This window comes from Candidatus Defluviilinea gracilis (genome assembly GCA_016716235.1).
In the GTDB taxonomy this organism is placed as follows: domain Bacteria; phylum Chloroflexota; class Anaerolineae; order Anaerolineales; family Villigracilaceae; genus Defluviilinea; species Defluviilinea gracilis.
Genome location: JADJWS010000003.1, coordinates 77,453 through 89,913, shown reverse-complemented (window position 1 = coordinate 89,913; position 12,461 = coordinate 77,453). Strand labels below are relative to the sequence as shown.

General features: G+C 54.3%; 12 protein-coding genes. 5 read left to right on the top strand and 7 right to left on the bottom strand.

Going from position 1 to position 12,461, the window contains the following annotated elements; genetic code table 11:
• Positions 1–825, bottom strand: coding sequence for a hypothetical protein (locus tag IPM31_14200; protein MBK9008131.1), 825 nt, complete (start codon positions 823–825; stop codon positions 1–3).
• Positions 818–2,170, bottom strand: a complete 1,353-nt coding sequence (locus IPM31_14195; protein ID MBK9008130.1) for an aminotransferase class III-fold pyridoxal phosphate-dependent enzyme — start codon at positions 2,168–2,170, stop codon at positions 818–820. Before IPM31_14195 ends, IPM31_14200 begins: the two co-directional genes overlap by 8 nt.
• A 195-nt stretch (positions 2,171–2,365) precedes the next feature.
• Here IPM31_14195 and rpsF point away from each other — a divergent pair, with 195 nt between their 5' ends.
• From rpsF to IPM31_14175, 4 genes are read left to right on the top strand one after another with little or no spacing between them, the layout of a single operon-like run.
• Positions 2,366–2,647: a 30S ribosomal protein S6 gene (gene rpsF, locus IPM31_14190; GenBank protein MBK9008129.1), complete on the top strand. Its 282-nt coding sequence runs from the start codon at positions 2,366–2,368 to the stop codon at positions 2,645–2,647.
• A gap of 36 nt (positions 2,648–2,683) precedes the next feature.
• A complete protein-coding gene (locus IPM31_14185; protein MBK9008128.1) occupies positions 2,684–3,109 on the top strand; it encodes a single-stranded DNA-binding protein in 426 nt (141 codons plus the stop codon).
• Between the two features lie 56 nt (positions 3,110–3,165).
• On the top strand, positions 3,166–3,462 hold the full coding sequence (locus tag IPM31_14180; protein ID MBK9008127.1) for a 30S ribosomal protein S18: 297 nt from the start codon (positions 3,166–3,168) through the stop codon (positions 3,460–3,462).
• Positions 3,463–3,468: 6 nt separating this feature from the next.
• Positions 3,469–4,758 (top strand): peptidylprolyl isomerase, encoded by a 1,290-nt coding sequence (locus IPM31_14175; protein ID MBK9008126.1) that lies wholly within the window; start codon positions 3,469–3,471, stop codon positions 4,756–4,758.
• Between the two features lie 78 nt (positions 4,759–4,836).
• On the opposite strand, the gene IPM31_14170 is transcribed toward IPM31_14175, so the two are convergent.
• From IPM31_14170 to rnc, 4 genes are all read right to left on the bottom strand, one after another.
• Positions 4,837–5,007, bottom strand: coding sequence for a hypothetical protein (locus IPM31_14170; GenBank protein MBK9008125.1), 171 nt, complete (start codon positions 5,005–5,007; stop codon positions 4,837–4,839).
• The gene (locus IPM31_14165) at positions 5,004–6,269 is read right to left on the bottom strand and encodes a hypothetical protein (protein MBK9008124.1); all 1,266 of its coding nucleotides are present in this window, start codon (positions 6,267–6,269) and stop codon (positions 5,004–5,006) included. The genes IPM31_14170 and IPM31_14165 overlap by 4 nt, the downstream gene beginning before the upstream one ends.
• A gap of 45 nt (positions 6,270–6,314) precedes the next feature.
• Entirely contained in the window at positions 6,315–9,920 is a 3,606-nt protein-coding gene (gene smc / locus IPM31_14160; GenBank protein ID MBK9008123.1) for a chromosome segregation protein SMC, read from the bottom strand.
• 205 nt (positions 9,921–10,125) lie between these two features.
• On the bottom strand, positions 10,126–10,842 hold the full coding sequence (rnc, locus tag IPM31_14155) for a ribonuclease III (GenBank protein MBK9008122.1): 717 nt from the start codon (positions 10,840–10,842) through the stop codon (positions 10,126–10,128).
• A 228-nt stretch (positions 10,843–11,070) separates the two neighbouring features.
• Between rnc and IPM31_14150 the strand changes: the two genes are divergently transcribed.
• Positions 11,071–11,976, top strand: coding sequence for an aldo/keto reductase (locus IPM31_14150; protein ID MBK9008121.1), 906 nt, complete (start codon positions 11,071–11,073; stop codon positions 11,974–11,976).
• A 48-nt stretch (positions 11,977–12,024) separates the two neighbouring features.
• On the opposite strand, the gene IPM31_14145 is transcribed toward IPM31_14150, so the two are convergent.
• Complete coding sequence (locus IPM31_14145) at positions 12,025–12,405, bottom strand: hypothetical protein (protein ID MBK9008120.1); 381 nt, start codon at positions 12,403–12,405, stop codon at positions 12,025–12,027.
• Positions 12,406–12,461 lie beyond the last annotated feature (56 nt).

Genomic DNA, 12,461 nt, shown 5'->3' with positions numbered 1-12,461 from the left:
TTACGGGGTTGCTGTGGGCGTGGGGGTGAGGATGGGATCGGGGACGATGAGCGAATCGAGATTGATCGAGCCGCCGGAAAGATGGGTGATCGTGATGCTGTGCGTGCCGTTGACTAATATCCGCGAGGGCCATTCCTGAATGCTTGTCGCGCTGGCAGATTGATTGAGGTCAAAATCTAAACCGTCCAGCGAGATGCGTACCGAGCCAAGCCCGGGTCCTTCCTGATAGAAGATTCGAATCTGCTCGCCGATGAAGCGGAAGGATAGCGAGTTATTTAATATGTTCGAAACATGCAGTGTGTCCTCGAAGGCGTCAGGCACGTCCACTTGTTCGATCCAATTGCCTTCATATTGAATGTGCGCGTCGAAATCGTCATAGGTGCCGGGGTTGAGCGGCGCGTTGGATGGGGAAGTGGTTGGCTTGGATGGAGCCGTGCTGGTCGGCGCTGACGCTGGCTTGGTTGGCTTGGATGAGGCGGGCTGGGTTAACACAGAGGATGGTTTTGTTGGCGCTTTTGTTGCATCGATTTCCTCAGTTTCTTCGGTTGAAGTGGGATGCAAAACATCCAGATCGAACGGGGTGGTGGTGGGTTCGGAGGTTGCGCCCTCTTCCGCCGCGCTGTCGTCAGGTGTGAGGGTTGTAAATCCCGGTTCGGTTCCGAGTAGCAGATATTTGAACGGGGTGGAGGTTTCGCTCACAACAGAAACGGAACGGAACGAACTTAACTGCCCAAGGAGCAACACGAGGCAAATGCCGAACAAGGCGAACACGCCCAGCGCGAGCGGGATGACAAAAGCGCGATCAAAGGTTGGCTTGTTATCCATGTGATTCGTTGTCTGTAATTTCCAACGCCTTATCCAGCACATCCATCCCCTCTTTGAGTTGTTCCTCGGTAATGATCAGCGGCGGGATGATCAGCACAGTATGCCAATGCGTGTACAAGAACAGCCCGTGATCGAGGCAATATTTTTTCAGCGCGTTCATGGCCGGCGACGAACTGTTCCATGGCGCCATCGGTTCTTTCGTTGTTCGATCTTTGACCAATTCAAGGATGCCGAACAACCCAATCGAGCGGACTTCGCCCACAGAGGGGTGCGCCTCACCGAGATCGGTCAACATGCGCTTCATGACCGGACCCATGCCTGCCACGCGTTGGACGATTTTATCGTCCTTCATCGCCTGAATGTTGGCAACCGCCGCCGCCAGCGAAACAGGATGCGATGTATACGTCAATCCGCTTTCAAACGGAGTTTCGTTGAACGCCGCGGCGATCTCTGGTTTCATGGCAACTGCGCCGAGCGGCGCATAGGCAGACGTGAGCCCCTTTGCCATGGTGATGATGTCGGGCGTCACATCCCAATGCTCGATGGCAAACCATTTTCCGGTGCGACCGAATCCGCTCATCACTTCGTCGCAGATCATCACAATTCCATACTTATCGCACAACACCCGCGCTCCCTGCATATATCCATTAGGAGGAATGATGATCCCGTTCGTGCCGGTGACCGATTCCATGAGGAGGGCGGCAATGGTGTCGGGTCCCTCATATTGGATGATCTCTTCGAGGTGGTTCAGATAATCCTGGGCGAACTCTTCTTCGGACAAGTTGGCGTTGTGTTTATGAAAATTGGAGCGGTAGCGATACGGATCGAGAAAATGAACTACGCCGGGCATCAAATTAGGTTCCCAGACCACGCGCCGCGGGTCGCCGGTCGCCGCCATGGCGCCGGCAGTTGCCCCGTGGTAAGACCGGTAGCGCGTGAGGATCTTATGCCGCCCGGTGTATCCGCGCGCGAGTTTGATGGCGTTCTCGTTCGCGTCCGCGCCGCCAAGGGTGAACAGGACCTTCGTCAGGGCTTTCTGCGGGGTTATATCCGCTATGGTTTTGGCGGCAAGCGCGCGAATTTTCGTGGTCATGCCCGGCGCGGCGTAGGGAAGTTCCGCCGCTTGCTCTTGCATGGCTTGGATGATCCGCTCGTCTCCGTGACCGATGTTCACACACATGGTCATCGAGTTGAAATCGAGATAGCGTTTATCGTCCACGTCCCAGAAATAAACGCCTTGAGCGCGCTTCACCGCGATCGGGTTAACTTTCGCTTGCGCCGACCACGTGAAAAACACATGATCTTTTGTCAGTTGCTGAATTTCATGATCTGGCAGATCGAACATGGGTCAAATGTGCTCCTCTGAATGCTTACTCGTTTACCTGCTTCCCCCCGAATTATAACCCTCCACATTTTTACTTTCCTGTGATAAACTCCGCCCGCTTAACAATAGGTACGCGCGCAAGTGAACGTGCCTTTCCGCTCCCGGCACACCTACGGTTTGAACGGGAGCAATCCCATGGAAAGGAGGAATACCCTCATGCGAAATTATGAATTGGTTTGCATTATCCAGCCTGATCTGGACGAAACCGCGTTTAAAGGCGCGGTCGAAAAGATTCAAGGTTGGGTGACGGAAGCCGGCGGCACCGTGGACAAAGTGGATATTTGGGGACGCCGAAGGTTGGCGTACAACATCCACAAACAACGCGAAGGTCAATACGTTCTTTTGAACCTGACCATCAACCCCAAGTCCACGTCCGATTTGGAACGCAATATCCGCTTTCTGGAACCGGTCATGCGTCACATGTTGACGGTGGCGTAGTCGGTCTTTTTCTGGTTTGGAACACAAGGAGTTGAAATGAGCCGCGGATTGAACAAAGTTCAGATCATTGGTCATCTCGGGCGCGAACCTGAAATGCGTTATACGCCTGCCGGGAAGCCTGTCACTACCTTTACTGTGGCGGTCAGCCGTTCATGGAATACGAACGACGGCGAGCGTCACAGCGAAACCGAATGGTTCAATATTGTTGCCTTCGGGAGTCTGGCAGAAACCTGCAAGCAGTATCTCAACAAAGGAAAGCAGGTTTACATCGATGGACGATTGCAGACCCGCCGCTGGGACGATAAAGAAGGCGTCAAACATTCCAGCGTGGAGATCGTTGCCAATGAGATGATCATGCTGGGCGACCGCCGCGACCAAAACCAGCACGGACACACTCCCGCCGAGTCTGAATCGCGCGACACCGACTCGCCCACCCCGCCGGAAGATGAATTTCCATTTTAACGACACAGAGGCGGGCATCCACTGTGGATGTCTGCTGAAAGAAATAACGGAGTACTATCATGGCTGAAGAAAGAGAACAACGCAGATCGCACGAAGGCGGCGAAGGAGGCGGCGAACGCCGTTTCTTTGCAAAACCAAAGTTTTGCCAGTTTTGCGCCGACAAATCCCTGGTGATCGATTACAAAAAGATCGACTTGCTGAGAAAATACATCGGCGATGATGGGCGCATTCGCCCGCGCCGCCAAACCGGCGCATGCGCGCGTCATCAGCGTGTGGTCGCCGCGGCAGTGAAACAGGCGCGTCATATTGCTTTGATTCCATTTACCGGCGCGCACGCAGACGCGAACCGATAAACACGTATGAGCAATCAAAGCCAACCACCGCGGGCTGTCACCAAGAAACACGTTGCCCGCCTCGAACGCGATCGCCAGCAAGCCCGACTGGCGCGTTGGATCGCCGTGGGCGGAATTGTGCTGGTAGCGGCGATCATCGGGTATGGTTATCTCAATCTGAATTACCTGCAATTGAACGACCCGGTCATGACGATCAACGGGCAGGAAGTCACCACGAAAGAATTTCAAGAGCGCGTGCAGGTGCAACGGCTGATCCTCTTGAACGAATATCAGAACCTGCAATTCCAGCAAAATTTTGGCTTGGATACCACCCAGCAAATGCAATCGGTTGCCTTCACCTTGCAGACCCCAACCCTGTTGGGTCAGCAAACGCTGGACAACTTGAAGACGGAGATTCTCGTGCGGCAGGAAGCCGAAAAGATGGGAATTGTGGTGACAAAAGAGGAAGTGGATGCCGCGATCCAGGCGGCGTATGGATTTTTCCCGAACGGGACCAAGACGCCCACAGTCACACCGACTGCGGTCGATTTCCCAACCCTCTCGTCCCAGCAGTTGACGTTATACCCCTCCACGTTCACTCCCTCGCCCGCGCCCACCTCCACCGTCACACCGACGGGAACGCCGGATCCTGCTATGACCGCGACTGCCACCTCCACCGCGGCGCCGGCTACCCCGACGTTTGTTCCGCTGCCCGCCACCGCCACCGCCACGCCCTACACTCTCGAAGGCTATAACTTGCAATACGCCACCGCGATAGCGAACTTCAAAGACAACAGCGGCTTCAGCGAAGAAACCTTGCTCGCCGTGTATGAATATGGCTTGATCCGCGACAAGGTATTTGAAAAAGTAACCGCCGATGTTCCGCGCGCGCAAGAACAAGTTTGGGCGCGACATATCCTTGTCGATACCCTCGCCGGAGTCAGCAACGCGCAAGCCTATTTCGACCTGGGTTATGATTTTGCCGAAGTTGCCCGCAAAGTATCGAAGGATACAGGCTCCGCAGTCAACGGCGGCGACCTGGGATGGTTCGGCAAAGGGATGATGGTGCCCGAGTTCGAAAACGCCGCCTTCAGCCAGGAGATCGGCGTGATCGGCGAGCCGGTCAAAAGCCAGTTCGGATATCATATTATTCAAGTGCTCGGTCGCGCCGAGATTCCGCTCAACGCGAGCCAATATCGTCAGGCGCAAGACACCGCCTTCACCGAATGGCTGGCAAAGATAGAAGAAGAATCCAAGATCGAGACCTTCGACTGGCAGGAGCGTGTTCCGCCCGCGCCAGCCGGGTTCGGTCAATAACCTTCTTGCTCAGAATCAAATCGCCCTGTTCAATACGAACAGGGCGATTTTTTTGATACATGACTCTCTACCGCATCCCTAACTAACGGTGTGCGTTACCTGCGCTGGGGCGGGGACGGCGAAGCCGTCCAGCCAGAAAAATGCTAAGGCGTGTGAAAATGCTTGAGATGTGCGTAGAATCCCCAGCGTCAGATGCATGCTTTGTTCGGCGGCTTTGTGCAAGGCATTATCCTTTTTTTGTAGTTTCAAGTTTTCCATTTTAATAAACTTAACCAACTCGACTTGCTCTCAGATATTTTTCCAGATTGTCCATTGATAAACATGTGGAAAATATCATTTGAAGTTTTTCTATTGACAACCCATACGGGAAGAAGAAGCAATTTATAGGTTTTATCAAAAACTAGTACATCATCTTGAAGCATATCAGACTCTAGCATAAATAAACTTCGGTGCACGGCTCTCTTAAAAGCAATATCTCGCATAATTTTATGAGACACGATAGCGGCGTCTTCAAGTGCAATTTGATAATTTTCGGCTTGCCAGCCAGCCAGTATCTCAGGGCGATATTCAAGGATTGATTTCAGGTCAAAAGGAAAAATTGAAGTAATCGAATCGTGTGGCACACTTCGAGCAGCATACACCAACAAATCGTCAATGTCGCATTCAAACCAACTTTTTTCGAGGGGCCACTCTCCTTTGAATATTACCCGCTCTTGTGGTGAGTATGTAACAGGCGGAACACGATACCCTAATGCGCAAAAAATTTGCACAGTTCCATCAAATGTCCAAAAAGGTAGATATATAGACGCAAGCGTAATCTCCTGTGCGTTGATGAGTTGCGAAAGTTTTCTTGTTTGAATGTCCCATTGCTTAGCGATAATTTCTAAAATGTCATTCCTGTGGTATTGAAAGGGCACAATCCCAGCGGGAGAAACAAGGTTAGGAGTGGGAGATTGTGTGGTTATCATGTCCGAATTGCAGAAGGGACACCTTATTGTCATTTGGCTAGAGGGATGAGATGTCTTTGCTCCACAGGCGCTACAAGTGGATTGCGACTCTATACATGCCCAATTTCCCGAATCGCTTTGGAGAACTTCGCTCAGGGAAGATTCAGCCTGTGACGCGCTTTCCAATGTCAAATACTCAATTTTGCCACAGTACTCGCACTGCATACCTAGAATATCAGGATCAAATCGTTGTTTACCGCCGCAATTTGAACACGTAAATATTACAAGATCAGAGTTTTTCTGGTTTGAAGTGGTTTCTGTTCGATTTAAACGGTCAAGCAGCACACGGGCGGCAAAGGTATCGGGGGCAACTTTTAATGCTTCTTGTAAATATTGCTGCTTTCGTGCAGTTGTTTCAGATACTGTTGCTAACCATAACCAAACACGTGGATTGGAAGGCTCTATTCTTGCAGCAAGGCTCAGTATCTTGAGTGCTTCTTTATATCGCCTCGTACGCGCTGCAATGATGCCTCGACCTAGTATTTCGTAGAAGTCATATATCATATTTCTTTGGTTGCTGATTATATTACCTTGCCGCCGAACTAACTTTTAACCTCGTTTCAACATATCTTCCGTTACCTGATCCAACCGCAGGCTGATCATCTGGCTTGCCGAATCGCGCCCCATCGTAATGCCATAGATCACATCTGCCGCCTGCACCGTGTTGCGGTTATGCGTGATGACGATGAACTGCGTTTCCTTGCTCAACTCCTGCAATAGATCGCGGAACCGCCCCACGTTCGCCTCATCCAGCATCGCGTCCACCTCATCCATGACACAGACCGGGGTAGGCGACACTTTGAGCAACGCAAACACCAGCGCCACCGCCGTCAAACTTCGCTCGCCGCCTGAGAGCAACGCCAGCCCCTGCTCGCGCCGACCAGGCAAACGCGCTTCGATCTCGATCCCTGTCTCAACCAAATTATCGGGGTCGGTCAACGCAAGCCGCGCCGACCCTCCGCCGAACAGACGAGTGAACATGGCGCGGAATTGTTTATCCACCAAATCGAACGTCTTCGCGAACGATTGTTTTGTCAACTCATCGAGTTCCGCCATCACCTGGCGCAAGTCCGTTTCGGCTTTGCGTAAATCCTCCAATTGAGTCTTCATGAACGAATACCGCTCAGACTCAGCGTCGAATTCCTGCTTCGCCTCCGGATTCACCGGACCCAACCGGCGCACGCGCGAACGATTCTGGGTTAACTGCCCCTCCAGGTCGGGAGTAATTTCTGTCACAACCGGCAATTCCTCCACCATACCATCCAGCGGTAACGGCACCGGATCCGAAACATCCTCGGCATACTCGAACATCACCAGACCGAAATCATCGGAGATTTTCTGGCGCAAATTATCGAGCGCTTCCTGCTTCCGCAGATGTTCCAATTGCGCTTGTCCCATCAACCGTTCAGCGGATGCCAGCGCCCTCTGCGCGTTCGCCTCGCCATCTTGCAATCGCGCTTCCTCTTGTTCAGCGGTTTCCAACACCTTCTCGGAAGGCTCAATCTTCACGCGCAATTCCCCGATCTGTATTTGTAATTCGCTTTCACGCTCGCGGAACAAGGTTTTTGAATGTTCCAACTCGCTCAACGAAGTTTCAACATCCGAAGCCCTTGCCGAAATTTCAGCGCGGCGGGCATCGAACCGCTCCACCTCGCTCGAGCGTTCCTCTTTCCTCGCCCGCGCATCTTCCAACGCGCGTTCCACAACCGCAACGCGCGTGCCCCAATACGCCGCCTTCGATTGAGTCTCTGCCAGGTCGGTCTCGGTCAATTGCGCGGCAAGCAATTTCACTTCCTCTTGCGCGCCCGCGGATTGCGCCTCGATATCTGATAACGTTTTCAAGAGAGTATTCTGTGCGGATGCCGCCTCGCCGGCGTCCGCTTCAAGTTGACTTTGTTGCCCCTTCTGCCATTCGAACTGACGACGCGCCGCTTCAGACTCCAACCCAGCCTGATTCTCCAGCGTCTGCGTTTCCTCCAACCTCAGGCGCCACTCGCGCGCCTCGCCCTCGGCTTGACTCATCACCCGCGCGGCATCCTCCATTTGCGCGGAAAGCGAATCGACCTCGCCGTTCAACGACTCGATCTGCGCGCTCAACGCGGCGAGGGCTTCGGTCAACTCTCGCTTTTGGCGAGGCCGCCGTAGGGCGGAGGAAGAAGCGGTCTTCCCGGCAATAATCACCCCATCACCGCGGAAAACTTCCCCTTGTAGTGTCACCACGCGCGCGTGAGTCGGCAAATCGCGGACCATGCGTCGCGCCGACGAGCGGTCGCGCGCGATCAACGTATGACCAAGCATCACCCGCGCCGCCGCCTGCAACTCCTCGCTGACGTTGACAAGCTCAGAAGCGACGCCGATGCAATCGTCATCGCCGGGCTTCGATAGTATCTCGCGCGCAAGATGTTCGACGGGCAGAAGCACGGCTCGTCCTGCTTCGTCTGCTTCGAGCAGTTGCAGGGCGTCTTCGATCTCGTCGGCGTCCAGCAAAATGGCGTCGAGGGTATCGCCGAGCGCGGCGGAGATCGCGGTTTCGAGGTGCGCGGGCACATCGAGCAACGCGCTCAACGCGCCGCGCGCGCGTTTGAGTTTGAACTGCCGCGCCGCATCGAGCAAAAAGCGCGCGCCTTCGGCATAGCCCGCCAGCGATTGTTCGGCTTGTTCCAACACTTCCATCTGCGTTTTGACGCGCGTATGCTCGGCGAGAGTCCCCGCGCGTTCCTCATTCTTCGCGCGCCGCGCGCCTTCCAACGAATCCACTTTTAACTTACCGCGTTCCACCTTCTCTTGCGCTTCCTTCAACACCGCTTCGGCTTCTTCCCGGTTTTTCCGCGCTTCGGCAAATGTATCGCCAGCTGTCTTGGCATCCGTTTCAGCGGATAGCATGCTCCTGCCTGTTTCCTCCAGCCGCGTTTGCAATGCGTCGACCCGCAGGGTTAATTCATCGAACCGGGCTTGTGATTCAGCGCGCTGGGTTGTCCATTTTTCAATTTGAGCGCGGGCAGATTGGATCTTTTCCTCAAGCGCGGCGCGATCCAGTTGGCGGGTTTGTAATTTTTGTTGCGCGTCTCCGAGTTGTTGTTGCGCCTCGTTGTATTCGGCTTGTAAACGCTCGAACTCGCGCCCGGTTTCTTCGATACGCGCGCGCGCGATCTTTTCTTCATCGCCGGCGCGTTCTTGTTCGGTGAGCATGGAGGTTTGCGACGCGAGCAAGGACCGCCTGCGTTCTTCAAGCACGGCAAGTTCGCGGCTTGCTTCCTCGCGCTGGCTGTGCAATTCAGAGGAGGCGCGATGCCACGTGTTCAACTCCGCCCGCAGACCGACGAACTTTTCACGGAATGCGTTGTACTCATCTTGCGCCTGCTGATGAGCCTCCCGCGCTTCCGTCACGCGCGCCTCCTGCCCTTTAACGGTTTCTTTTGCGGTGGTCAATTCTTGTTGGGCGCGGTGCCAATGATACCCATACCATTCGCGCAAAATAATTTTCAAGTCGGCTTGCGCGCGTGAAAATTCGATGGCGCGTTTTGCCTGTCGTTCAAGGCTCCGCAAGCGCGGCTCCAATTCAGACATGATGTCGAGGACGCGTTCGAGATTGCGTTCCGTATTGTCGAGTCGTTTCAGGGCGTCTTCGCGGCGGACGCGGTACAAGCCCACCCCGGCGGCTTCCTCGAACAAGCGGCGGCGCTCATCGGCTTTCAACGCCAGCGACGCGTCCACGAGTCCCTGCCCTAGAATCGTATACGTCCGCTCCGATAACCCGGAAGCGGCGAGGATTTCATTCAAATCGCGCAGGCGCACTTGTTGATTATTTAATAGGTAATCGTTGTGACCGTCGCGGTAGGCGCGCCGGGTCATGCCGACTTCGGTGAAGTCGAGCGGAAGCCAGTTGGCGGTATTGTCGAATAAGATGTGGGCAGACGCCATGCCGGCGCGGGCGCGGTGTTCCGAACCGTTGAAGATCATATCTTCGGTCTTTTTGCCGCGCAACAACGCGTACGATTGTTCGCCCAATACCCAGCGGAGCGCGTCGGCGATGTTCGATTTGCCCGAGCCGTTCGGTCCGACGATGGCGGTGATCCCGCTCGCGAATTCGAAGGTGGTCTTCGATGCGAATGTTTTGTATCCTTGCAGTTCGAGTGATTTGAGTCTTAGAGGCATTTTGATTTACGATTTTAGATTTACGATTTCAGATTGATGGTCGAGTAGCCCGAATGTTTTTGGAGGGCGTACCGAGACCAGATTTACGATTTACGATTGACGATTGATTGTCTTGCCCATTTGCCCATTTGCTCATTTGCCTATTTGCTCATTTGCTCATTTGCTCATTTGCCTATTTGCTTTTTTGCTGATTTGAACTTTTACATCACTCGATCTCAAGATTTTTCAAGGCATCTTGCGCGGCGGCGTGTTCGGCAGTGTGTTTGCTGGTGCCGTTCCCTCGCCCGGCAACTTGTCCGCCGACCTCAACGTCCACTTCGAATTCCTTGGCATGGTCGGGTCCGCTAGTCGAAATTGTCCGGTACCGAGGCGGGTGTAGTTTCTGCGCCTGCGCCCACTCCTGTAACAAACTTTTTGCGTCGTGGATTTTTGACAAGACCGATTCCCGCACATCTTCCAGCAGGGGATTGACGAACGCCTCCACCGCCCCCAAGCCTGAATCCAGGTAGACGGCGCCGACCACCGCCTCGAACAACGACCCGAGCAAGGCGTCGCGCGAGTGACCGCCGGAGAGGAACTCGCCGCGTCCCAGCCGAAGCGCCGGACCAAGGTTCAGCGTCCGCGCGAATTTCGCCAACTGGTCATTGCGCACAATGGCAGAACGGATTTTAGTCAACTCGCCTTCTGGCATTTCCGGGAAGCGATGATACACCCATGCCCCAACGATAAAGTCGAGCACGGCATCGCCGAGAAATTCCAGCCGTTCGTTATCCGCCGACGAATTTTGATTCTCGTTGACATACGAACGGTGGGTGAGGGCGCGCGTCAGCAGGGATAAATTTGAAAAGGGCAGACCCAGCCTCAGGCTGAGGTCCGAAGCGGATTCAAAATCCCGCGATTCGGGTTTTGAGGTCACAGTCATCTCCCTGGAACTCAGGGGGAGCAAACCTCCTCTCCCGGTGGGAGAGGAACGAGGCGAGGAATTTGCGCTCCGTCAGTTCCAATGTTGGATTGGCGGGCTGAATTTTATCCCGGATTGTTCGGGCTGGCTATGAGACCGTCATATTTTAAGATACAATGCCGCAGTTCCCATGGAGAAAACGCCTTGACCAACGTTAGCGAAGATACCAGGTTTTTACACGCGATTGAGATGGGGTTGGGCGCCATGCAATGGGGCGATCGCGCGGTTTGGCAATATGGGCATGGCTATGGTGTTGAGGATGTGCGGCAGGCTTTCGAGATGGCGATCGAAGAGGGCATCCGCTTTGTAGATACGGCAGAGTTATATGGTAACGGGCTTTCGGAGAGGTTGCTTGGGCGTTTTATCAAAGAGACCGCCCAGCCCGTCTTGATCGCTACAAAATTTTTCCCCTGGCCCTGGCGGTTTACAAAAGGCGCGCTCCCGCGCGCGTTGAAAGGTAGCCTCGCCCGTCTTGGCGTCGACAGCGTGGACTTGTACCAGATCCATTGGCCCAGCCTGACGATGAGCACCGATCTTTTGATGGATGGCTTGGCGGAGTGCGTGAAAAGCGGAATGACCCGCGCGGTCGGCGCGTCAAATTTTGGTCATGCCCGTATGGTGGCGGCGTATTCCGCATTGGCGCGAAACGGCATTCAACTGGCTTCGAATCAAGTGCACTACAGCCTGCTGAACCGCACGATAGAAAAGCGCGGAGTGTTGGCGCGTTGTAAAGAACTGGGTATCCGCCTGATCGCCTACTGTCCGCTTGAGCGCGGTTTATTGGCTGGGAAATATAACGCGGAGAATATGCCGAGCGGTTCTCGCGCGCGGAAGTACAAAGAACTCATCCCCAAAATCCAACCGTTATTGAAATTGATGACGGAAATCGGGCAGGATCATGGGGGCAAATCCTGCGCTCAAGTGGCATTGAACTGGGTGATCTGCAAAGGAGCCCTGCCCATCCCCGGCGCGAAAAACTCCGCGCAAGCCCGGCAGAACGCCGGCGCCCTCGGGTGGCGATTGACCGAAGAGCAAGTTGCCCGCCTCGATTTTGCCAGCCATGCCATCATGGAACCAACAATGACCGCGCATTAATGCGCGGTCATTGTTTTTAATTCGTGTTACACGTTTGCGAACGGTTTGTTATTTCATGCGGGGTTGCAGGAACAGCACGAACACGTAACCAAGTCCGAAGGCGAACTCGACTACGACCACGACCCAGCCGAAATTGCGGATGATGCCATCGGCGGCGACGCCAATGATGGTGACGATCAATGCGAGCACGGTAGCGCCGAGCATGGCAAAACCGAGATTGCGTTGCACGCCTTCATCCGAAGCGTCCTTGGCGAACCAGAGCGCCAAGCCGAGCGCGATCAATGCGGCGCCGAGGAACCGCGCCATGTGCAATTCGGGGACGCGGGTCTCCGTTCCGAACTGGGTCAGGGTTGCCTCAGGCACGAACATCAACCCAGCGCCCAACACAGCCACCACGAGCGCGTTCAAAATAAACAAAATTTTTCCCATATTTCTCTCCTTTGGTATGTAGAATGTTATGCGAACAAAATTACTATACAACACCT

Bases quoted from the DNA above. Each gene is read 5' to 3' on its own strand.
- IPM31_14165 (MBK9008124.1), bottom strand. From the start codon at position 6,269: ATGATATATGACTTCTACGAAATACTAGGTCGAGGCATCATTGCAGCG.
- rpsF (MBK9008129.1), top strand. From the start codon at position 2,366: ATGCGAAATTATGAATTGGTTTGCATTATCCAGCCTGATCTGGACGAA.
- IPM31_14150 (MBK9008121.1), top strand. From the start codon at position 11,071: ATGGGGTTGGGCGCCATGCAATGGGGCGATCGCGCGGTTTGGCAATAT.
- IPM31_14175 (MBK9008126.1), top strand. From the start codon at position 3,469: ATGAGCAATCAAAGCCAACCACCGCGGGCTGTCACCAAGAAACACGTT.
- IPM31_14195 (MBK9008130.1), bottom strand. From the start codon at position 2,170: ATGTTCGATCTGCCAGATCATGAAATTCAGCAACTGACAAAAGATCAT.
- IPM31_14185 (MBK9008128.1), top strand. From the start codon at position 2,684: ATGAGCCGCGGATTGAACAAAGTTCAGATCATTGGTCATCTCGGGCGC.
- rnc (MBK9008122.1), bottom strand. From the start codon at position 10,842: ATGACTGTGACCTCAAAACCCGAATCGCGGGATTTTGAATCCGCTTCG.
- smc (MBK9008123.1), bottom strand. From the start codon at position 9,920: ATGCCTCTAAGACTCAAATCACTCGAACTGCAAGGATACAAAACATTC.
- IPM31_14145 (MBK9008120.1), bottom strand. From the start codon at position 12,405: ATGGGAAAAATTTTGTTTATTTTGAACGCGCTCGTGGTGGCTGTGTTG.
- IPM31_14200 (MBK9008131.1), bottom strand. From the start codon at position 825: ATGGATAACAAGCCAACCTTTGATCGCGCTTTTGTCATCCCGCTCGCG.